General features: G+C 50.5%; 21 protein-coding genes and 1 other RNA gene. 12 read left to right on the top strand and 10 right to left on the bottom strand.

What is annotated here, in order from left to right; translation table 11 throughout:
- Together Q7V06_RS04350 and Q7V06_RS04345 are read right to left on the bottom strand one after the other, a co-directional pair.
- Window positions 1–1,357: ribosome biogenesis/translation initiation ATPase RLI (locus Q7V06_RS04350; protein ID WP_304838634.1), on the bottom strand; the 1,357-nt coding region annotated here is incomplete at its 3' end.
- A gap of 5 nt (window positions 1,358–1,362) precedes the next feature.
- Window positions 1,363–1,695 (bottom strand): hypothetical protein, encoded by a 333-nt coding sequence (locus Q7V06_RS04345; RefSeq protein WP_304838631.1) that lies wholly within the window; start codon window positions 1,693–1,695, stop codon window positions 1,363–1,365.
- A gap of 56 nt (window positions 1,696–1,751) precedes the next feature.
- Here Q7V06_RS04345 and rqcH point away from each other — a divergent pair, with 56 nt between their 5' ends.
- Both rqcH and Q7V06_RS04335 read left to right on the top strand, forming a co-directional pair.
- Window positions 1,752–3,653, top strand: coding sequence for a ribosome rescue protein RqcH (gene rqcH, locus Q7V06_RS04340; protein WP_304838627.1), 1,902 nt, complete (start codon window positions 1,752–1,754; stop codon window positions 3,651–3,653).
- Window positions 3,650–4,675: an mRNA surveillance protein pelota gene (locus tag Q7V06_RS04335; protein WP_304838624.1), complete on the top strand. Its 1,026-nt coding sequence runs from the start codon at window positions 3,650–3,652 to the stop codon at window positions 4,673–4,675. Before rqcH ends, Q7V06_RS04335 begins: the two co-directional genes overlap by 4 nt.
- A 9-nt stretch (window positions 4,676–4,684) precedes the next feature.
- Here the strand turns inward: Q7V06_RS04335 and Q7V06_RS04330 are convergent, their stop codons facing one another.
- Window positions 4,685–5,362 (bottom strand): peptidylprolyl isomerase, encoded by a 678-nt coding sequence (locus tag Q7V06_RS04330; protein ID WP_304838621.1) that lies wholly within the window; start codon window positions 5,360–5,362, stop codon window positions 4,685–4,687.
- A 56-nt stretch (window positions 5,363–5,418) separates the two neighbouring features.
- On the opposite strand from Q7V06_RS04330, the gene cyaB reads away from it, so the two are divergent.
- Window positions 5,419–5,949 carry a class IV adenylate cyclase gene (gene cyaB / locus Q7V06_RS04325; RefSeq protein ID WP_304838618.1) on the top strand — a complete coding sequence of 177 codons (531 nt, stop codon included), beginning with the start codon at window positions 5,419–5,421 and terminating at the stop codon, window positions 5,947–5,949.
- On the opposite strand, the gene Q7V06_RS04320 is transcribed toward cyaB, so the two are convergent.
- From Q7V06_RS04320 to Q7V06_RS04310, 3 genes are read right to left on the bottom strand one after another with little or no spacing between them, the layout of a single operon-like run.
- On the bottom strand, window positions 5,912–6,583 hold the full coding sequence (locus Q7V06_RS04320; RefSeq protein WP_304838615.1) for a metallophosphoesterase: 672 nt from the start codon (window positions 6,581–6,583) through the stop codon (window positions 5,912–5,914). The two genes, cyaB and Q7V06_RS04320, sit on opposite strands and share 38 nt — an antisense overlap.
- Entirely contained in the window at window positions 6,580–7,704 is a 1,125-nt protein-coding gene (locus Q7V06_RS04315; RefSeq protein ID WP_304838612.1) for a TIGR04013 family B12-binding domain/radical SAM domain-containing protein, read from the bottom strand. The genes Q7V06_RS04320 and Q7V06_RS04315 overlap by 4 nt, the downstream gene beginning before the upstream one ends.
- Entirely contained in the window at window positions 7,705–8,115 is a 411-nt protein-coding gene (locus Q7V06_RS04310; protein ID WP_304838609.1) for a DUF126 domain-containing protein, read from the bottom strand. It abuts the gene before it with no gap.
- A 44-nt stretch (window positions 8,116–8,159) separates the two neighbouring features.
- Between Q7V06_RS04310 and Q7V06_RS04305 the strand changes: the two genes are divergently transcribed.
- Both Q7V06_RS04305 and Q7V06_RS04300 read left to right on the top strand, forming a co-directional pair.
- Window positions 8,160–9,341: a proteasome-activating nucleotidase gene (locus Q7V06_RS04305; protein ID WP_304838606.1), complete on the top strand. Its 1,182-nt coding sequence runs from the start codon at window positions 8,160–8,162 to the stop codon at window positions 9,339–9,341.
- 16 nt (window positions 9,342–9,357) lie between these two features.
- On the top strand, window positions 9,358–9,774 hold the full coding sequence (locus tag Q7V06_RS04300) for a DUF5804 family protein (protein WP_304838603.1): 417 nt from the start codon (window positions 9,358–9,360) through the stop codon (window positions 9,772–9,774).
- On the opposite strand, the gene Q7V06_RS04295 is transcribed toward Q7V06_RS04300, so the two are convergent.
- A complete protein-coding gene (locus Q7V06_RS04295; RefSeq protein ID WP_304838600.1) occupies window positions 9,748–10,992 on the bottom strand; it encodes a proteasome-activating nucleotidase in 1,245 nt (414 codons plus the stop codon). The genes Q7V06_RS04300 and Q7V06_RS04295 overlap by 27 nt on opposite strands.
- A gap of 54 nt (window positions 10,993–11,046) precedes the next feature.
- Here Q7V06_RS04295 and Q7V06_RS04290 point away from each other — a divergent pair, with 54 nt between their 5' ends.
- Together Q7V06_RS04290 and tpiA are read left to right on the top strand one after the other, a co-directional pair.
- The gene (locus tag Q7V06_RS04290) at window positions 11,047–11,550 is read left to right on the top strand and encodes a multiprotein bridging factor aMBF1 (RefSeq protein ID WP_304838597.1); all 504 of its coding nucleotides are present in this window, start codon (window positions 11,047–11,049) and stop codon (window positions 11,548–11,550) included.
- A 2-nt stretch (window positions 11,551–11,552) separates the two neighbouring features.
- Window positions 11,553–12,221, top strand: a complete 669-nt coding sequence (gene tpiA / locus Q7V06_RS04285; protein WP_304838594.1) for a triose-phosphate isomerase — start codon at window positions 11,553–11,555, stop codon at window positions 12,219–12,221.
- Between the two features lies 1 nt (window position 12,222).
- On the opposite strand, the gene Q7V06_RS04280 is transcribed toward tpiA, so the two are convergent.
- Both Q7V06_RS04280 and rnpB read right to left on the bottom strand, forming a co-directional pair.
- Window positions 12,223–12,780, bottom strand: coding sequence for a CBS domain-containing protein (locus tag Q7V06_RS04280; RefSeq protein ID WP_304838591.1), 558 nt, complete (start codon window positions 12,778–12,780; stop codon window positions 12,223–12,225).
- 48 nt (window positions 12,781–12,828) lie between these two features.
- Window positions 12,829–13,171, bottom strand: an RNA gene (gene rnpB, locus Q7V06_RS04275) — RNase P RNA component.
- A 119-nt stretch (window positions 13,172–13,290) separates the two neighbouring features.
- Between rnpB and Q7V06_RS04270 the strand changes: the two genes are divergently transcribed.
- Genes Q7V06_RS04270 through gltA form a run of 5 tightly spaced genes read left to right on the top strand, consistent with a single transcriptional unit; the run spans window position 13,291 to window position 19,158 of the window.
- Window positions 13,291–13,848 (top strand): TIGR00296 family protein, encoded by a 558-nt coding sequence (locus tag Q7V06_RS04270; protein WP_304838588.1) that lies wholly within the window; start codon window positions 13,291–13,293, stop codon window positions 13,846–13,848.
- Between the two features lie 2 nt (window positions 13,849–13,850).
- On the top strand, window positions 13,851–15,296 hold the full coding sequence (gene tgtA, locus Q7V06_RS04265; RefSeq protein ID WP_304838586.1) for a tRNA guanosine(15) transglycosylase TgtA: 1,446 nt from the start codon (window positions 13,851–13,853) through the stop codon (window positions 15,294–15,296).
- On the top strand, window positions 15,293–16,927 hold the full coding sequence (gene arcS, locus Q7V06_RS04260) for an archaeosine synthase subunit alpha (protein WP_304838583.1): 1,635 nt from the start codon (window positions 15,293–15,295) through the stop codon (window positions 16,925–16,927). The genes tgtA and arcS overlap by 4 nt, the downstream gene beginning before the upstream one ends.
- A gap of 45 nt (window positions 16,928–16,972) precedes the next feature.
- Window positions 16,973–17,815, top strand: coding sequence for a sulfide/dihydroorotate dehydrogenase-like FAD/NAD-binding protein (locus Q7V06_RS04255; RefSeq protein WP_304838580.1), 843 nt, complete (start codon window positions 16,973–16,975; stop codon window positions 17,813–17,815).
- Complete coding sequence (gltA, locus tag Q7V06_RS04250; RefSeq protein WP_304838578.1) at window positions 17,815–19,158, top strand: NADPH-dependent glutamate synthase; 1,344 nt, start codon at window positions 17,815–17,817, stop codon at window positions 19,156–19,158. The genes Q7V06_RS04255 and gltA overlap by 1 nt, the downstream gene beginning before the upstream one ends.
- Here gltA and Q7V06_RS04245 read toward each other — a convergent pair whose 3' ends face one another.
- Window positions 19,159–19,671 (bottom strand): mechanosensitive ion channel family protein, encoded by a 513-nt coding sequence (locus Q7V06_RS04245; protein ID WP_370650809.1) that lies wholly within the window; start codon window positions 19,669–19,671, stop codon window positions 19,159–19,161. It lies immediately after the preceding gene.
- Window positions 19,672–19,817 lie beyond the last annotated feature (146 nt).

Raw genomic sequence — 19,817 nt, 5'->3', positions numbered from 1 at the left:
TATCAGCCGGAGACTGAAGAATTGGTTCGAGCACAAGCGGTTCAAGGATCTCATGTTCATAATATGAGGTGTCAAACCTTTTTGTAACAGATCGGAGGAGTTCTTCGACTGTTGCATCTGATCCCGCTTTTATGTACTGGGGCTTGTATGACACCTTAAGTGTCTTCTGTATAGCTCCTGATCCGGCATCAGGCTCTTCTGCACCAGCCAGGAGTTTTGCAAACGTACTCTTTCCGATACCATTTGCACCGACAACTCCAAGTACCTCCCCTTTTCTGATCTCGCCTCCTTCAATCGAGAGCGTGAAGCCGGGGTAACTCTTTCTCATCGAAGGGATCTTCAGAAGTCTCTCACGATCAACCGTCTTCACATGAGATCTCGTCTCAAATACCACCTGATGGTCACGGAATCGAACGTTCTCCTCATGGAGGTATCCTTCAAGATACTGGTTGATACCTACGCGGACGCCTTTTGGCCTCGTGATGATCCCAAAGACTGCGGGTTTTCCATAGGCAATATGAACGGTATCTGCGAGGAGATCGAGGATAGCCAGATCATGCTCGACGATCATGATCGGACGGATTGCGGCAAGCTCACGGATAAGCCGTGCTGTTGCCATTCTCTGATAGATATCGAGGAAAGGTGTGATCTCGTCAAGGAAGTAGAAGTCAGCTTCGCGCGAGAGGCATGCGGTGAAAGCGACTCGCTGAAGTTCTCCTCCTGAGAGGGCATCGATATTCTTTGAGAGGAGACCTGATAACCCCAGCTCCTGAATGTAGTGATCCAGTCGGCCGGTCTCATCGGTCTTTCTCAGGAGATCCTCGACTTTTCCTTTGAAGAACTTCGGTATACCGTCTATATACTGGGGCTTGACGGCAACCTTTACTCCCTTCTCGGCAACTGCCTTGATATAATCAAAGAGCTCGGTCCCGGCATACTGCCTGAGGATCCGGTCCCAGGTATCTGCATCCTCTTCTTCCTCACCGAGATTCGGTCTGAGCTGACCTGAGAGGATAGCGACAGACGTGCTCTTTCCGATACCATTTGCACCGAGGATACCCGATACCTTCCCTTCAACAGGGATTGGAAGACCATAGAGTGCAAACCCGTTCTTTCCATATCTGTGAGTGGGGCAGTCAAGTTCGACCGGCAGGGTAATGATATCGATCGCCCCAAACGGACACTTCTTAATGCAGATCCCACACCCGACACAGAGTTCTTCAGAGATCTCTGCCTTGTCATCATCATTGATGATAACCGTCTCATCGCCTGTCCTGACGCGCGGACAGTAGATGATACATTCTTTCCCACACTTCTTCGAGTGGCAACGATCCCGATGAACGACTGCAAGACGCATGATTATCAGAATATACTTGTGGTCAGGAGAATTGTCCAGGTGATGAACCAGAGGGCAAAAGTCATAAAGCCCTGATAAAACCAGTCTTTCTTGCCAAGCTCAGTGATATCGATACCGATGATCGTAAAGATATGCTTCTGAAAGACGATACCGGCAAGGAGAAGGAGGATTGTCAGAAGGGTATTTGGTTGTACACCTGATGCATCCGGCACCCCTCCAAGTATAAATGAAAGGATACCTGTTACAAGCCCCATAATACAGGCTATAAGTGTCCTTTTCACCCGATTGATATGCTGCTCCTTCTTCTGCATACGTTTCTCTGTTGGGTCGCTACTCATCTTCACACCAGTGGAGTATTTTTTAGTCTTCGCATCTTATGTATCTTGGTATTATCATGGCGACTACAAAGGGGATGAGCGGACTTGATCTTGCCGCATTAACAGCGGAGCTGAAGAGTCTTCTTCCTCTCTGGATTGGAAAAATATATCAGTATAATAATACAACTTTTGGTTTCCGTCTCAATGGCGAAGATAAGGCGCGCCACCTATTCTTTATTGAGATCGGCAGGCGTGCCCATCGTGTTTTGGAACTCCCTCCGGCTCCTAAAAATCCATCAGGGTACTCGATGTATCTCCGGAAATTCCTTGATGGAGGAAAAGTCCTCTCTATCTCCCAGAAAGGCATTGAACGGGTGATCATCCTTGAGATCGGGAAAGGGAGTGGTACTCTTAATCTGGCAATCGAACTCTTCGACGAAGGGAATCTTATCCTTACGGACGGCGGGTTCGGGATACAGAACGCCCTCAAGAAACGGCATTTCAGGGAACGCGAGATCGTATCGGGAGAGGTCTATGATATGGGAGGAGTGGATCTTAGCACCCTCTCCCCGGAAGCCTTCTCAGGGATTCTCAGATCCTCAAACCGAGATCTCGTCAGATCAATAGCAGTTGATCTGATGTTTGGCGGAGCGATGGCAGAGGAGCTCTGCATCCGTGCCGGTGTTGAGAAGGAGTTTCCAACACAGTATCTCGACGATCGGATCATATCACAACTCTATACCGCATACGAGAGTATCATTGCGGATGCCAGGTCACAGAATGAACCGGTGATCGATGCAAAGGGGTGCTGGCCATTTCCACTCACCGGATCGACTCCAAAATCAACACACACGACTTTCTCTGAAGCGCTTGCCAGTTACTATCCGCTTCCCACCTTTCATGAGGAGAAGAAAGGAAAGAAGGAGGTCTTCTCACGGGAAGAGCGTATCCGCCGTCAGCAGGAGGCGGCAATCAAGACTTTTGAGGCAAAGATTGCTGATTCCGAGCGTGCAGCTGAGCTGATCTATGAACGGTACACTGACATCCGGCAGTTGATCACAACCCTTGATGCCGCTTCTCAGAAGATGTCATGGCAGGAGATTACAAAGGTCTTAAAAGGTGCAGACCACCCTACAGCAGCGATGATCCTCTCTGTAAACCCTGCTGATGCATCGGTTGTCGTCGATATCGGCATGAAGGTGACGATCTCTATTCAAAAGAATGTCGAGGGGAACGTCGGCGTCTATTATGATCTGATGAAGAAGTTCCGATCAAAGCGGGAGGGTGCCATCCGTGCAATGAACCGCCCCACACCTAAGCAGAAAGAGCGGACAACCGTTAGAAAGAGGCCAAAACCGAAGTGGTTCCACAGATTCCGCTGGTTTGATACGAGTGACGGTGTCCTCGTCATCGGAGGAAGAGATGCAAACCAGAACGAGGAGCTTGTCAAAAAGTACATGGAAGGGGGAGACACCTTCGTCCATGCCGATGTCCATGGAGGGAGTGTCGTCATCGTGAAGGGAACGACTGAACGGATGGATGAGGTGGTGCAGTTTGCAGCATCATACTCAAATCTCTGGAAGAGCGGATACGCGGCAGGTGATGTCTATTCTGCGAGGCCTGACCAGGTGAGCAAGACTCCGGAATCCGGGGAGTTTGTTGCAAAAGGTGCATTTGTGATCAGGGGGGAGAGAGAATATTTCAGACATGTTCCCCTTGGTGTTGCGATTGGGGCAGTTACCGAGCCGACACTCGCTGTCATCGGAGGACCGGTTTCTGCGATCTCAAAGAGGGCGAAACACATGATCCGGCTCACTCCGGGTACATTTGAGCCGAACGATATTGCCCGAAAGGCGGTCAGAAGCCTCCGTGACAGGTTCTCTTCAAACGATGCAAAAGTCCTTAAAAGCGTCTTATCGACCGAATCTGTCGCCGCTTTTATACCTGCAGGGGGATCAGACATCGTCGAGGAGTCATGAAAGCAACCTTCTGCGATCTGAAGCGAAATACCGGTGAGATCAAACTCCTTCCGGAATCAATTGATGACCTCTGGCACCTTTCTCATATGATTGAGCCGATGGATCTCGTTTATGCAACGACGCTCCGGTCTGTCGAAGCAGCCTCAGATAAGATCCGGCCGGATAAACTGGAGAAGCGGCCGGTACGGCTTGGGATAGATGTTGACAGGGTTGAATTTGTACCTGAATCACGGAGGCTCCGCGTATCCGGAATTATTCGTGACGGACCAGACACCGGTCTTCATCACAGCCTGAACCTTGAGACCGGATATGAGATCTCGGTCATCCGGAGATGGAGAAGGACAGATCTTGACCGGATCGAGAGAGCAGTGAAGGCATCGCTCTATGATGCGATACATATCATCGCATTAGAGGAGGGGGAGGCGGAGATCTGTCGGGTTCGTCAGTATGGGCCTGAGAGGATCACTACCATGACCGGTGGTAGTGGAAAGACGCGGGGGGAGAACTCCCGCCATGCACTCTTTGAGTCACTTCTCACATTTCTTACTCAGGTTACAGGTCCAATCGTCATCGCGGGACCCGGTTTCATCAAAGAGGAGTTTGCATACTATCTCAAAAACAACAATATCGACCTTTTTAAACGCGTTCTCGTTGTTGATACACAGAGGAGCGGGTATGGTGCAATCCAGCAGGCGATAGGGGATGGTGTGCTTGAACGGGTGGCAGAGGATCTTCAGCTCTCTTTTGAAGTTAAAGCGGCTGATGAAATCTTCAAGCGGATCGGACGGGATGATCCTGTTGCCTATGGAGCCGATGAGGTGGGACGCGCCATCTCCTTTGGTGCTGCCGAGGAGCTGATCGTTGCAGATAGTGCCCTTAGAAATCCTCAGATCTCAGCATTAATGGAGGAAGCCGAATCAATGAATACAAAGGTTCTCGTCCTCTCGACAGAATTTGAACCTGGAAAAAGAATAGAGGGGCTCGGCGGTATCGCCGCCCTCCTCAGATATAAAATAGGGTGAAACCGCGTTTCAGGCTTCCTGTGGCTTCTCTGGTCGCTTGAATGTCTCCATGAAGACGATCTTTTGGATGGACTCACGGATTGTGAATAATTCCTGAATGATTGTTCCGCGCCAGAGGAACCACCGCTGGTCATAGTTGATGCCGGGTGGGAGATGGAGCGTTACAGACTCATCTGTGAGTTCGAGCTCCATATCGCGACCTGAGAAGAGGCGGATCAATCCTGTCATCTTCTCTTCGTCATCTTCGACGATCTCTTCTACAGTGAAGGTATACTCAAGCGTCTTGCCTGCGAGCGGGTGATTGAAGTCCACAAGCGCCCGCTGACCGATGATATCGACGACAACACCTTCTTTCTTCTCAATGGTGATCCTCATCCCGACTGTCGGCTTCTTCTCAAATGCCTTCAGTGGGTATACCTTCACCTGTTCCTTGTCATGGGGTCCAAAACCCTTCTCAGGGAGGACGGTAACGGTCTGTTCAGCGCCGATCTCTGCCCCTACAAGAGCCTCGTCGAGGCCGGGTATGACGTGGGTGCTGCCGACACGGATGACCATCGGGCCATACCGGGCAGATTCATTGAACATACCTGATTCTTTTGCGATCTCTTCGCTTGTTGTGTCAAAAGCGATGCCTTCGATGGATCCTGTATAGGAGAGCCGAATAAAAACTCCATTCTCGATTGCCATAACGATACCTTGTCTTAATAACTCGTCCTGAATAATACTTAAAGAAGTGGTTTCCAATGCTTGAGATCGAGATAAAAGTTAAAGTTGCAGATCTACGACCAATCCGGGATCGTATCCTCGCAAAAGGTGCATCTCTCCTTTGTGAAGGTACTGAATATGATGCGTACTATAACAGCCCGATGAGAGATTTTTCTAAAACTGATGAGGCTCTCCGCCTCAGAAGGGCAGATGATTGCGCCCTCCTTACGTATAAGGGAGCGAAGATCGGCTCAGGTTCATATAAAGCGCGTGAGGAGTTGAATATTCGGGTCGAATCCATAGAGACGATGGATGCGATCCTTGAGAAGATTGGTTTTAAAAAGACTGCAGCAGTTCAAAAGTTTCGTGAATCATACCGTGTTGGAAGGGCGACAGTAACCCTTGATCAGGTGGAAGGGCTTGGTACGTTTGCCGAGATCGAAGCAGCTGGTGAACTCTCACAGCAGGAGGCGGAGAGAGAGATCGAGAGGATAGCAGAAGAGTATGGAATTGAGGGAGAGAGGCTCACCCTCAGTTATCTTGAACTTCTTCTTCTGAAACAGAGATGAGATCAATCCTTATCTCACCACTCTCATCTCCGATACGAATGAGTGCCCCGTATCCCTCAGAAGCCGGGCCGGGATTGACAACCCATGTATCCCCCTCCTTCAGAATCCCTCTCTGTTCATGAATATGCGCACAACAGACGATATCAAAGGCTTTCAGGTGCTTTCTGATGCTTGTTGATCCGACATGAACATCCGGTGCCACTTCGTCGAGGAGGCCAAATGGTGGTGAATGTGAGATTAGTATGTTCGTCTGGTTCCTCTCCATCTTCTGGATCATATCATCCATGATCTTTTCGATCTCCTCTTCCGAACACTCAAATGCGGTATTGAAAGGAGTCGGGTTTGATCCTCCTATACCTGAGATGGTCGTCTTTCCAAAGGTGATCGATGAACCATGCAGGCACACCGCCCCTGAATTGTCAAGGCAGGAGAGGGATTCACGGGGATCACAGTTACCGGGAACCGCCAGTACCGGAAGGTCAAGTCTCTCAATAAATGCTGAGATATCTTCTACAGGTCCAAATTGGGTGATATCTCCGGCTATAAAGAGGCAGTCCGGATCAGTTGTGGCGAGGAGTGCATCGATATGGTCGTACGTGCCGTGGAGATCGGCTAAGAGCAATGCATTCATCATATCACTTCATTATCTCCTGATAGATTCAAAAACCTTCGTCTTGGTTCTATCCAGTATCCGGTGAGTCGGCCGGAGAGGGCAAGCGATCCAAAGAGCCTTTCGATATCCTGCGGGAGGGGTGTTGGTTCTGCCTTGGCAAGAGGGGTGCCAGGAAGAGGCATAAAATAATGGACATGCACCTTCCCATACCGGATGATCGATCGAACAAGATCCATCGTCATCTCAAGGTCTTCTCCTGTCTCTCCGGGGAATCCGACGATGATGTCGACGATCGGGGTAAATCCATGGGATCTACAGAGATCCAGTGCATTGAGTGCATCTCCTCTCGTATGACCGCGATTAATCCTGGAAAGGATCGTATCACTCCCGGATTGCGCACCGAAATGGATCTTCCTGCCTGCGGTATAGCAACGGATTAGTTCAAGCGCCTCATCCGATATCCATTCTGGTCGGACCTCAGATGGGAAGGTGCCAAACCAGATCCGATTCTCTGCAAGGCGCTGAAATAATCTCTCGACACGATCAAGTCTTGGAGTTCTTCCGTCTGATCCATAGGCAAGAGCATTTGGAGTGACAAAACGTGCGTCAGAGACACGTGCTGCTGATGCTGCAATTGCATCAATGCTCCGGTGTCGCATCCGATGTCCAAAGATCCGTGGTGTCTGGCAGTATGCACAGGCATGCGGGCATCCGCGTGAGATCTCAAGAAATCCCTTTATTTCAAGGAAGCAGGGGTACGCGTCAAGGAGAACGGTATGATCAGGTTGTGTGATCCCGTCCTTTGTTGCAACACCCGGAACCGGCGCAGTTGATCCTGTCATAATCGCGTCAAGAAGCCTTGGGAGAGTCTTCTCTCCTTCCCCGATGATTACATAGTCGGCATACTCTGCAACCTCAAGAGGGGAGGCAGAGGCGTGTGGTCCGCCTACGATAGTAATCCCTTCTGCATCTCTGATCTCGGATCGATAGTGAGGTTCATTGATGCTGTTTACACTATAACAGGTGACCTCGCCTTTCGGATGGTCCGAAGAGATGAGTGTATATCCTGCCTGTCTGCATGCGGCATACAGAACCGCATAACTATTCCGCGCCGCTTTGATATCCCGCCAGACAACCTTCATTTATCGATCTACCGGCTCTTCACAGATGAGTTCTCCGGCATCACCATCGATGGTCACATATGTGCCATCCTTCAGAGAGGAGAAACCCTCTTCCAGCCTGTCGATCATTGGAATCCCTGAGATGATCGCCCCGACGGCAATGATCGCTTCCGCTTCGGTGTTAATAAGGGCAGCAGGAGCAAAACCATTCTTTTTGAGCGCATATATGACATACGATCCGACTGTTGAGCCTTTTCCATAGGGGAATGCAAGGACCATATCTCTGATACAGATCCCTTCAAGTGGGTGACCTTTTTCTATGACTATACCATTATTCGGATCGACACCTGAGAGGAATGATATCGGTGCTTCCGATATGATCAATTCTCCGCTAGCCTTTCCTTTGGCGATGGATCTTCCTTTGATTATCACAATACTACCTAATAAGTGGTGAGAGGATATAGTATATTATAGACATGGACGAAACCCTCATCAAAAACGCCGGAAGTGATTCAACAATCCAGTCCCAGCAGCTCAAAGAGCTTTATGAATCGATGATCGAGCTCCGCGAGTTGGTTGAGGCCCAACAGAGAGATGTGGTGAAACTCCGGGAGGAGAATGCCCAGTTAAAACGGGAGAATGCTCAGTTAAAACGTCTCCCGCTCTTTGTTGCGGTCGTCATCGAGAAGATGGCACATGGTGAGGTATACCTTCGTCAGCAGGGGAATAATCAGGAATATATCACCCATGCAGGTGATGATATCTATCCTCTTCTGAAGACCGGATCAAAGGTGGCCGTCAACAATGCGCTCTCTATCGTTAAAGTCGTTGGAACAACATTTGACTCGCGTGTCCGGGTGATGGAGCTGGATACCTCCCCCTCACAGACCTTCGATCAGATAGGCGGTCTGACAAACGAGATCGAGGAGGTCAGAGAAGCTGTTGAGTACCCGCTCACCCGTCCTGAGGTATTCAGACGCCTTGGTGTTGAGCCGCCAAAGGGGATCCTCCTCTATGGCCCTCCCGGAACCGGTAAAACCCTTATCGCGAAAGCTATAGCACATAATGCAAACGCCACATTCATCAGGATGTCAGGAAGTGAGCTTGTACATAAGTTCATTGGAGAGGGTGCCCAGCTTGTTCGTGAACTCTTCCAGTTAGCACGAGAGAAGGCACCTTCAATCGTCTTCATCGACGAGATCGATGCTGTCGGAAGTACCAGAACCCATGATGGCACCTCTGGTTCAGCCGAGGTCCAGCGAACTCTCATGCAGCTTCTTGCCGAGATGGACGGATTTGACAACCGTGGTGAGATCAGGATCATGGCAGCAACAAACCGCCCTGATATGCTTGACCCTGCCCTCCTCCGACCAGGCAGGTTTGACCGCATGATCGAGATCCCCTATCCTGATGTCAAGTCACGTTTAGAGATCCTGAAGATCCATGCAAAAAACCTCGCCCTCTCCACTGTTGATCTGAATGAGATTGCAACAGGAACAGACGGAGCGACTGGAGCAGAGCTTGAGGCAATCTGCCGAGAGGCCGGGATGATAGCAGTTCGTGAGAGTGCCGATTCAGTTGATCAGAACCACTTTACAACCGCTCTTCGAAAAGTCCGGCATGAAAAACCTGAGCCGGATAGCCGGATGTATCTGTAAGACTTTATCTACGGTTATGATGGTCATATTTATTCCAAAACCCGGAATTGACCTCTACCGTACTTTTTTACAGTCTGAGACCAGCAGATTAATCCTCCGCTTTTATGCTCCTCATCGCCGGGCAGGTGGAGGCGTTGAGGTTCCGGTAGCAACTCTTGGTTCCGGTCTCTCTCTGACATCTGAGCTTCGCTGGTATATCCGGAGGTATACGACAGATCTCCTCTTTCAGACACGAGACGGCATACTGATCTCTCATAAACTGGCTCATGAGATTTATGATCGGCATCTCCCCTATCCCGGAGAAGATTGGTGCTATCACTATACATGCGCCGTTGGTTTTGATGATGCAATCAATAACCGATCAGTACTCTGCTTGGAAGAAGAAGGAGATACGAAAGGAATTATATCAGGCGAACATTGTTCCGATGCCTGATGATGAAGCAACCCTGTTTCTTTCAAAGTCAGAGAAGACCTTCTGTTTTGCTTTTAAAAAGTCACTCTGAGTTACTGCTGATCGCTCTTCGCGTATGGCAAACATCCCCGCCTCCATGCAGATGGCAGAGAGATCAGCACCATTCTTCCCGGTGGTGACAGATGCAATTTCAAGGAGGTTGACATCATCTGCAAGGGTGATTCTTTTTGTGTGGATCTTCAGAATCGACAACCTCCCTTCGATATCAGGGAGCGGAATCTCAATGATCCGATCAAATCTGCCTGGTCGGAGGAGTGCCATGTCAAGGATATCTATCCTGTTTGTGGCGCCGATGATCTTCACATCCCCACGGCGTTCAAACCCATCCATTCCTGCAAGGAGTTGCATTAAGGTTCTATGGACCTCACGGTCTCCGGATGAGGTTTCCTGACCTCTGGAAGCCCCAATTGCGTCAATCTCATCGATGAAAATGATTGATGGGGCATTCTTCTTCGCACTTTCAAAAAGCTCGCGGACGAGGCGCGCCCCTTCCCCGATATACTTCTGAACAAGCTCTGACCCAACGACTCTGAGAAATGTTGCCTCTGTCTCATGAGCAACTGCGCGTGCGAGAAGTGTCTTTCCGGTTCCTGGCGGTCCGTGAAGGAGTATCCCTTTTGGTGGGAAGATACCTACCTTTTCGAAGAGATGAGGTTTTTTCAGTGGAAGTTCAATCGATTCCCGCAGTTCTATGATCTGTTGGGAGAGTCCCCCGATATCCTTATACGTCTCAGTCGGGCGGGTTTCCATTTCCATGCCGTATACCTGTGCGTCGTAACTCGATGGAAGAACCTCGACTATCGCAAGGGTCTGTTGGTTCATTGTGCATCGGACCCCCGGTTTCAGTTCGTCGACATTGATGAATTGGGAGGTTCGTACAAGGAACTTCGGACCAGCGCTGCTCCTGACGACGACTCGGCTGCTGTCAATTACATCGATTATGGTTCCTACGATGAGCGGTGGACTTCGCATCTGTTCGATCTCGGATCGAAGCTTTCTCACTTCACGCTCATAGCGAACTTTCTGGGTCTCAAGGTACTGTTTATCGGTCTTTGACTGGCGAAGTTCTTCTCGCAACTCCTGGTTTCGGCTTTCAAGCTCTGATAGCCGTTCAAGTATCACCCTATATGTATCCTCCGATGCCTGGGGATTCTCAGGTGTGCGAGATTTGTCTGCCATAACTCTTCAAATACATATATAGGAAAAAAAGTTATAAAGTTGTTTGGGATAATTATGCAATCTGAACAATGCGAAGCTTGTGGACAGCTCATCAAAGGGCTATCAAAGACCGTACGAATTGAGGGATCAACACCGATGAAGGTGTGCGACCGGTGCGCACGACTTGGTACGGAGGTTGTGGTCCAGTCCGGGCCGAGAACAGTTTCTGGACGGACGGGATCCGGAGTCCGTACGGCCGCGCCACCAGTCCGAAGAAAGCGCGATGTCTTCGATTTCATAGGAGATGATATCGTTGAAGACTATGCTGACAGGATTCGTGAGGCGCGTCTTGCAAAAGGGATGACAATGAAGGATCTTGCCCTTGAATTGAAAGAGAAGGAACATCTCATAAGAAAGATCGAGAACGGCGACCTGATCCCGGAAGACTCTGTCAGAAAGAAGATTGAAGCTGCACTTGAAATAAGTCTGGTCGAATCTGATGGCAATCAGGATGATCTGACGAAGGCAGGAAAGACAGAGACAACACTTGGAGATGTCATCCTGGTGAAGAGGAAGTGATCATGTCCTCTCCTTTCATTCTCATCAACTTCAAGACATACAGGGAAGGAGTCGGGTATGGTGCTGATCGGATTGCCAGGGCTGCACAGTCGGTTATGGAAGATACCGGTATTACCATCGGTATAGCTCCCACCTATACCGAGCTTCGAAAGATGGCAAAACACTATACGATACCTGTCTTTGCCCAGCATATTGATGGCATCGGAGCAGGGGCACATACCGGCCATATACCTGCATTTATGATGAAGATGGAGGGAGTTGCCGGAACTCTCATTAATCACTCTGAAAGGCGCCTGACACTCGCTGAGATTGAAGCGTCTCTTCGTGCCGCAAGGACAGAAGATCTGCTCTCTGTTATCTGCACAAACAATGTCGCAACCACTGCTGCCGGGGCGGCACTTGGACCAGATTATGTTGCTATCGAGCCGCCTGAACTGATCGGATCAGGTATCTCTGTTGCAAAAGCCGATCCGGAGATCATCGCCGGATCGGTGAAGGCAGCCCTGCACCTGAATGGTTCGGTAAAAGTGCTTGCGGGTGCCGGTATCCAGTCTGGTGAATGCGTCAAAATCGCAGTTGATCTCGGGTGTGCCGGGGTGTTGCTGGCATCAAGTGTTGTGAAGGCAGAAGATCCGGAGGCTGTGCTCCGGGATCTGGTATCAAAGCTATAGATTACCCGATGATGAGGGAAATGAGGTCATGCTTTGTTATGACCCCTTCGACCCGCCCTTCTTTCATGACCAGAACGGCATGGTGCTGTTCGAGAATCCCCACCACCGTCTCGATCTCGATCTCCGGGGGAACCGTTGGGAAACTCGCTTCCATGTAATCCCTGACTTTTGGGTGATACCCCTTTTGATTGCGTTGTTCTCCGATAGCCGAGAGAATAGCCGCTTCTGAGATACAACCCACCGGCACCCCTTCTTTGAGTACGGGGAGCTGGGAGAATGCCATTTTGTCCATCTTCTCCACAGCTGAAAGGATCGAATCATCAGGTGAAACACTCTCAACAGGAGCATGCATCAGGTTCGCTGCAATGATGACTGGAAGTTCTGCTGTCGTAAGAACATCGATTATAAGTCGCAATGTACTGACACGAGGGTCAACTGATCCCCGTTCAATCCGGGCAATCATTGACTGGCTGATACCGGCTCTTTTGGCAAGTTCGGCCTGCGTCATTCCAATTCGTCTCCGAGCAGATCGGATCTCTTCCGGGGCAGGAATGTGCATATTATTACTATTGGTTATATATGAAAAAAGGCTACCATTCCAATTGATGAGTGGGAGGAGTAAGCCCCCTTCTGTTCGTAGCGGCATTCAGCTAAGCGCCGTACCCGGGCGGGATCTGGGCGTCCCATCTGCCCTGTTTGGCTTGCACCCGCAGGGATTCACCGTTCCATCGATCCCTGCCGATACGCTCAACGAGTTCCTGTTAACCAGTACTTGCACCACCATTGTCTGATGGTGCTCAATCGTTTCATTGCTGGCGGCAGGACGTGTCGTTTCTGTGCCATTGCCATGACTCTCGCCATCCCCACTTGCATGGGGCTGCGCGCCCAAAAGGTGGGGGGACTTTCCTCAGCAACCATACATGGTCACCGTCAGCCGCTCTCTCTCTCTCATCACTGTACTTTTCAGCCGAAGACCGTATGTACAGTAATAAGCATATGATGTATATCTTCTTTAAACCTCGTACATTTGGAGATACCATCTTCTTCTCCTGTGATAGATATAGTACACATGAGGCTTCTTTCTCAGGAAGATGGCAAACAGGGGCTTACCCTTGCCAGAGATGTCATCAGAGCGGTGGTGCAGAATGATCAGATCCAACCCCCCTCTCTTCCACCAGTCTTTTCAGAGAAACGAGGTGTCTTTGTCACCCTGAAACGGGATGGTGAACTCAGGGGGTGTATCGGTCTTCCTCTTCCGGTGATGTCGTTAAAAGATGCGATCATAGAAGCGGCAACTTCAGCAGCGCTTCATGACCCGAGATTTCTTCCGGTCAGACCTCCTGAGCTCCCTTCCATCGATATGGAAATGACAGTCCTTTCCATCCCCGAAGAGATCAAGGGATCTCCTGAAGAGAGGCATAAGCATCTGATCGTCGGCCGCCATGGCCTTATCATCAGAGGGAGAGGGAGATCAGGTCTCCTCCTCCCACAGGTTGCATTCGAGTGCCAATGGAATCCCATTGAGTTCCTCGATCAGACATGCAGAAAAGCCGGTCTCCCGCCGGGATGCTGGCGGGATGAAACTATTTCCGTCCTCATATTTGAGGGCCAGATCTTCTCCGAATAACTATGTCAATACAGTTTGAAGTGATGCACAAAGATATCGCCGGAAGGGTTGGAAGACTTACCGTCGGTGATAAACGGATCCGAACACCAGCTCTCCTTCCGGTTGTTAACCCGCATATCCAGATCGTTGCTCCAGGAGAGATGGCAGCAATGGGGATCGAAGGGCTGATCACGAATGCCTATATCTTCTCAAAGAGTGCCGATTTCCGTGATGCGGCACTCTCACAGGGTCTGCATAAGGTGCTTGGTTTTGACGGTCTGATCATGACCGACTCAGGATCGTTTCAACTCTCGATCTATGGATCGGTTGATACCACAAATGAGACGACACTCTCGTTTCAACGGGATATCGGCAGTGATATCTGGGTCCCCCTCGATCTGCCGACCCATCCTGATGCCCCCCGTGAAGTTGTTGAATCCGAACTTGAGATCACGATGAACCGCCTTCGTGAAGCGAAAGAGATCTTTGGAGACGAAGCACCGATCGCGGGGCCGGTCCAGGGTGGTCTCCACCCTGATCTGAGGGAGCGGGCAGGTCGTGAAATAAGCGATCTAGGCTTCTCTTTCTGCCCAATCGGTGCGGTGGTTCCGCTCCTTGAGAACTATCGGTATAAGGAGCTTGTCGGCTCGGTCCTCTCGGCAAAGCGGGGATTATCATCATCTGCCTGTGTTCACCTCTTCGGTGCCGGTCACCCCTCAATGTTTGCACTTGCAGTTGCGATGGGGTGTGATATCTTTGACTCTGCTGCCTATGCGCTCTATGCACGGGAAGGCCGCTATATCACAACTGCCGGCACCCTGAAGCTGGCTGAGCTCTCGGAACTCCCCTGTTCATGTGCAGTCTGCCGCTCACATACCGCTGAAGAGCTGAAGGGATCTCCTGATAAGGAGCGGCTTCTTGCCCTGCACAATCTTGCGGTAACACAGGGGGAGATCGCTCGAATACGGCTGTCGATTCAGGAAGGTACACTCTGGGAACTTGTTGATGAACGGTGCCGCGCCCATCCGCGTCTCCTTGACGGGTACCGCGAGCTTCTTAAGAATGCTCCGGCACTTGAGCCCTTTGATCGCGCAACAAAACGGAGGTTCTTCTACAGAGGAGATGAATCCTGCAAGCGGACCGAGGTTATCCGTTTCCGTAAGATGATTCAGAGGATACATCTGACAGATCGTACTCTCATCCTCTGCGGAGGGCCACAACCCGGCGAGTTTGATGATATTCTTGAACTTCGTCCTCCATTTGGTGCAGTGCCAGTTGAGCTCTCTGAGACCGCCCCAATGGGGCAGACCGAGGTGCCCGCATGGGATGATACGATGCTCAACTCCGCATTTGACGGAGTTGATGCACTTCTTATGGCAAACCCGGATACCGAGATCACCTTCTCGGCATCACCGGAGTTTGTAGAGAAGATACGTGCACGGTTCCCCTCTGCTCAGGTGATCGTATGACACAGTTTGAGGTCCGCCGTCGTGACGGTCTTGCACGAAACGCGATATATACTATGGGTGAGATGATCATCGAGACACCTGCTGTCATCGATCCTTTGTCTGTATTCCCGGATCTGGCATCACGGCCTCTTTCGAATATACCGCTCCAGGCAGACGAAGAATTTGTAAGGAGATATTCTGAACCGGAAAACGATCAGCCGATACCGGTTCATCCGGCGGTGATCGAAGGGGCCTCCTCAGGTGACGCGGTAATTCTATCCAACTGGCATACCGCCCTCACTAATCCCCGGGTCTATGCAGACTGGGTGGAGCAGTTCATCAGCTCACTCCCACCGGATGCTGCACGGTATGCTCCCGCTTCTGCTCTGCCCTCAAATGTTGCGATGCTCATCGCTACCGGATTTGACTTATTCGACACGATCGCAGTTGACCTTAAATCCGCTCAGGGGCTCTTCTGCACTCCGGAAGGGATCTACCCCGGTTCATGGATGAGTGAAGGTATCTGTTCCTGTCCAGGCTGTCTTGAGGGAGACCTCAGAGAGCATAACCGGCAGGCACTCCTCCATGAGATCCGGCTTGTTACCGCACTGTTGAAACGAGGGGAACTACGGGAGCTGATCGAGTCAAGGTGCAGATCTGACGCATCCCTCGTCTCCATCCTCCGACACCTCGATTCGAAGAAGGCATTTATGGATCTTTCCGCTCCTATCGCCCGGACAGTCACCTTCAAAGCATATACGGCTGAGTCTATGAACAGAGTCGAGATTGAGAGGTTTGAAGACCGGGTCATTCACCGCTTCTCCCAGGATAAATGGGACGTCTGTGTCCTCCTCCCCTGTTCTGCAAGGAAACCGTACTCCTTCTCTCAAAGTCATAAAAAGTTCATGGACGCGGTTCTTGGTAGAGCACATGAGGTGATCGTCACCTCTCCGCTTGGCGTAGTACCTCGTGAGCTGGAACTGATCTATCCGGCTGCACACTATGATGTCCCGGTCACCGGCCACTGGGATTGTGAGGAGAAGGAGATCCTGTCACGGTATCTCACCTCCTATCTGAATACCCACCCATACCGGCGTGTTATTGCTCATCTTGAAGGTGGTGCTCTCGATGTCGCAAGAACCGCTGCAAAGAATGCAGGTATTGAGCTTGAAGAGACATGTACAGATGGCAGGCCAACCTCACGTGAGTCTCTGAATCAATTAGATGATGCACTTGCAGGTGAGCGGAAGCGATCTCCTGATATCGTCGGCGGAACGCTTCGGTGGCAGTTTGGAGTGCAGGTAAATACCAAAGGTATGATCATCAAAGGCCGACCACCTGAGCGGAAGGTTCTCTTAGGGCGTCAGCAGCTCTTTTCAATCGATCCCGGTACAGGTCTCCTCAGACCGACGCTTGAGGGATGGGCACTCATCCCTGACAGGTATCGTGTCGGAATTGAGGGTTTTGTTCCTCAGGGTGATATCCTTGCACCGGGTGTTTTCAGCGCGGATCCTGAGATCCGTGAGGGTGACGAGGTCTTCGTTATTGGAGACGGGGTGCGAGCGACCGGGAGAGCAATGATGTCAGCAGATGAGATGATCCGGTCTTCGCGCGGTGTTGCTGTAAAGGTGCGTAAGATAAAAAGATCGTAACGATAACATATAAGAGATTATTTAGATCCCTCCGGAGTGGTTGTAGTGTATCGGGTAACATCAGCACGATCGTTAGCAGAAAACGTCTTTGAAACGTGGATTGAAGCACCTCATGTCAGTAAGAATGCAGAGGCCGGGCAGTTTCTTGTCCTGAGAATCGGTGAAGACGGAGAGCGGATCCCTCTTACCATTTCCGGAGTTCGCGGGGATCTCGTCCGCGTTATCTTCATGGCGGTTGGAACGACGACAAAGAAACTCGCAGGTTTAAAAACCGGAGACACTATCCTCGATGTCGTGGGGCCCCTTGGGAAGCCGAGTGAAACTCACCATTTTGGGAGTTGTGTCCTCGTTGGCGGCGGTGTTGGCATCGCATGCCTTCCGATCATTGCTAAGGCACTGAAGGCGTCAGGCAATACCGTGATTGGGATCATCGGAGCACGGAATAAGGATCTTCTGATCCTTGAAGACGAGATGCGAGAGGTCTGTGATGAACTTATTGTCACAACAGATGACGGTTCATATGGGATCAAAGGCTTTGCTGCAGGTCCCTTAAAGGAGATCTGCGAGACCCGTCCCCCAAATGCAGTCTGGGTGATTGGGCCTGCTATCATGATGAAAGTGACCTCAGGTGCCACAAAGCCGTTTGGTATTAAGACATTTGTATCGCTGAATCCCATTATGGTCGACGGTACCGGGATGTGCGGATCATGCCGCGTTGTTGTGAATGGGGAGACACGATTTGCCTGTGTGGACGGCCCTGAATTCGATGCTCATCTGGTTGATTTTGACCTTCTTATGAGCAGGCAGCGGTTTTATCATCCAGAGGAGAAAGAATCAGTTGAACATCACCATCATGCTGGCGGATGCGGGTGCGGAGGGAGGCACTGATGTCAGATCGTCCTGCTGAAACACGGATTTTGGACTTTTCTGAGGTTGACTCCGGCATCACCGCTGAGGAGGCTGTCGCAGAAGCGACGCGGTGCCTTCAGTGCAAGAAACCGGCTTGTAGCTCCGGGTGTCCTGTTGGAATTGATATCAAAGGATTTATCCGGTGCATCGAAGGAGAAGACTTCCGATCTGCTATTGCCATCATCAAGGAGAGTAATATGCTTCCTGCAATTTGCGGGCGTGTCTGCCCTCAGGAAGTGCAGTGTGAAGGTGAATGTATCCTTGGTGTCAAAGATAAACCGATTGCTATAGGTGCACTTGAGCGATTCCTTGCAGACTGGGAGCGGGAGAACGGGATTGTTGTGCCTGCTGTTGCAGCGAAGAGATCTGAAAAGATTGCTATCGTCGGATCAGGTCCGGCAGGTCTCACCGCAGCAGCAGAACTTGCGAGAAATGGTTTTTCAGTGACACTATTTGAGGCACTGCATGACGCTGGTGGTGTCCTCATCTATGGTATCCCTGAGTTCCGTCTCCCAAAAGAGATCGTCAGATCTGAGATCGAAGAGGTGAAACGGCTTGGTGTCGAGATCAAAACGAACCATCTCGTCGGCCGGAGTCTTCCGGTCGATGAACTCCTTTCGTATGATGCAATAATCCTTGCAACCGGTGCTGGTCTTCCGGCATTTATGGGGATTTCCGGTGAGCATCAGATAGGTGTCTATTCAGCAAATGAGTTTCTGACACGGGTGAACCTGATGCATGCAGAAGCGTTTCCGCAGTATGATACTCCGGTGAAGATAGGGGGAAACGTTGTTGTTATCGGCGGTGGAAACGTCGCAATGGATGCAGCGCGTGTTGCCCGTCGGATGGGTGCGGAGGTAACCCTCGTCTACCGTCGGAGAAGGGAGGATATGCCTGCCCGGAGAATTGAAGTTCACCATGCTGAGGAGGAGGGTATCAGATTCCTCACCTGTACAAATCCAACCAAAATCCTTGGAGAAGGTACCGTCACCGGCGTTTGTGTCGTTTCGATGAATATGTGCGAACTCGATGATTCGGGGCGGCCCGCTGCAACACCGATCCCGGGAAGTGAGCGGATCATACCGGCTGATGTGGTGATCGAAGCCATCGGCCAGAGTCCAAATCCTCTCCTCATTCAGATGATTGATGGACTCATCCGTGAGAAGAAGGGGAATCTTAAGGTCGATGAATCCGGAAGAACTACTATTCCAAAGATCTTTGCAGCAGGCGATGTTGCAACCGGTGCGGCAACCGTGATCCTTGCGATGGGTGCGGCGAAGGTTGCAGCTGAATCTGTTACCCGGATGCTCTCAGAAGAGTAATTACGAAACCGGGAGCTCTCCCGGAAGATAAAATCGCGGGGGGATGATACCCTCCCGCTGAAATGTTTCTTTTGTCCTCTTTGATATCTCAGCTTTACATTCGAATTCATCACGGAGATCCCAGACATATGCCCGTGCCCGGAGTCTGACAGAATGGAGCTGATTTTCTGTGAGGATTGTATAGAAGCATCTATCTGAGATATAGATGTATCTGGAGGTCGTCACAGCCTCCCTGAATATCTCAATGGCACGGGTGATATCTGCATCATGGTCGATGTAGATATCAATAACAACCATCATCTCGGCCATACCTGCGTTTGCACAGGCAACATTCTGTGTGAAGATCTTGTTGTTGGGGATGGTGACGAGATTATCATCCGGAGTGATAATCTGTGTCTCCATCAATCCAATGTCGGTCACTTCACCATAATCACTTCCCATTGTGATCCGATCTCCAATCCGATATGGTTTCTGAAATGCGATGATAACACCGCCTACGATATTTGCAGCAATATCTTTAAGTCCAAACCCAATCGCTGCGGTTATGTCAGTATCATCCTGTTAAATAAGCAAGACCTGTACCTAACACCAATACGATCTCTTCTATATTAAACATAATGTGCAACAATTGTCTATCGCAAATCCTATGTCGGGACTAC

The organism is Methanocalculus sp., from assembly GCF_030651615.1.
Taxonomy (GTDB): domain Archaea; phylum Halobacteriota; class Methanomicrobia; order Methanomicrobiales; family Methanocorpusculaceae; genus Methanocalculus.
This window is presented reverse-complemented; position numbering and strand designations above follow the sequence as displayed.

Bases quoted from the DNA above. Each gene is read 5' to 3' on its own strand.
- Q7V06_RS04345 (WP_304838631.1), bottom strand. From the start codon at position 1,695: ATGAGTAGCGACCCAACAGAGAAACGTATGCAGAAGAAGGAGCAGCAT.
- rqcH (WP_304838627.1), top strand. From the start codon at position 1,752: ATGGCGACTACAAAGGGGATGAGCGGACTTGATCTTGCCGCATTAACA.
- Q7V06_RS04335 (WP_304838624.1), top strand. From the start codon at position 3,650: ATGAAAGCAACCTTCTGCGATCTGAAGCGAAATACCGGTGAGATCAAA.
- Q7V06_RS04330 (WP_304838621.1), bottom strand. From the start codon at position 5,362: ATGGCAATCGAGAATGGAGTTTTTATTCGGCTCTCCTATACAGGATCC.
- cyaB (WP_304838618.1), top strand. From the start codon at position 5,419: ATGCTTGAGATCGAGATAAAAGTTAAAGTTGCAGATCTACGACCAATC.
- Q7V06_RS04320 (WP_304838615.1), bottom strand. From the start codon at position 6,583: ATGATGAATGCATTGCTCTTAGCCGATCTCCACGGCACGTACGACCAT.
- Q7V06_RS04315 (WP_304838612.1), bottom strand. From the start codon at position 7,704: ATGAAGGTTGTCTGGCGGGATATCAAAGCGGCGCGGAATAGTTATGCG.
- Q7V06_RS04305 (WP_304838606.1), top strand. From the start codon at position 8,160: ATGGACGAAACCCTCATCAAAAACGCCGGAAGTGATTCAACAATCCAG.
- Q7V06_RS04300 (WP_304838603.1), top strand. From the start codon at position 9,358: ATGATGGTCATATTTATTCCAAAACCCGGAATTGACCTCTACCGTACT.
- Q7V06_RS04295 (WP_304838600.1), bottom strand. From the start codon at position 10,992: ATGGCAGACAAATCTCGCACACCTGAGAATCCCCAGGCATCGGAGGAT.
- Q7V06_RS04290 (WP_304838597.1), top strand. From the start codon at position 11,047: ATGCAATCTGAACAATGCGAAGCTTGTGGACAGCTCATCAAAGGGCTA.
- tpiA (WP_304838594.1), top strand. From the start codon at position 11,553: ATGTCCTCTCCTTTCATTCTCATCAACTTCAAGACATACAGGGAAGGA.
- Q7V06_RS04280 (WP_304838591.1), bottom strand. From the start codon at position 12,780: ATGCACATTCCTGCCCCGGAAGAGATCCGATCTGCTCGGAGACGAATT.
- Q7V06_RS04270 (WP_304838588.1), top strand. From the start codon at position 13,291: ATGAGGCTTCTTTCTCAGGAAGATGGCAAACAGGGGCTTACCCTTGCC.
- tgtA (WP_304838586.1), top strand. From the start codon at position 13,851: ATGTCAATACAGTTTGAAGTGATGCACAAAGATATCGCCGGAAGGGTT.
- arcS (WP_304838583.1), top strand. From the start codon at position 15,293: ATGACACAGTTTGAGGTCCGCCGTCGTGACGGTCTTGCACGAAACGCG.
- gltA (WP_304838578.1), top strand. From the start codon at position 17,815: ATGTCAGATCGTCCTGCTGAAACACGGATTTTGGACTTTTCTGAGGTT.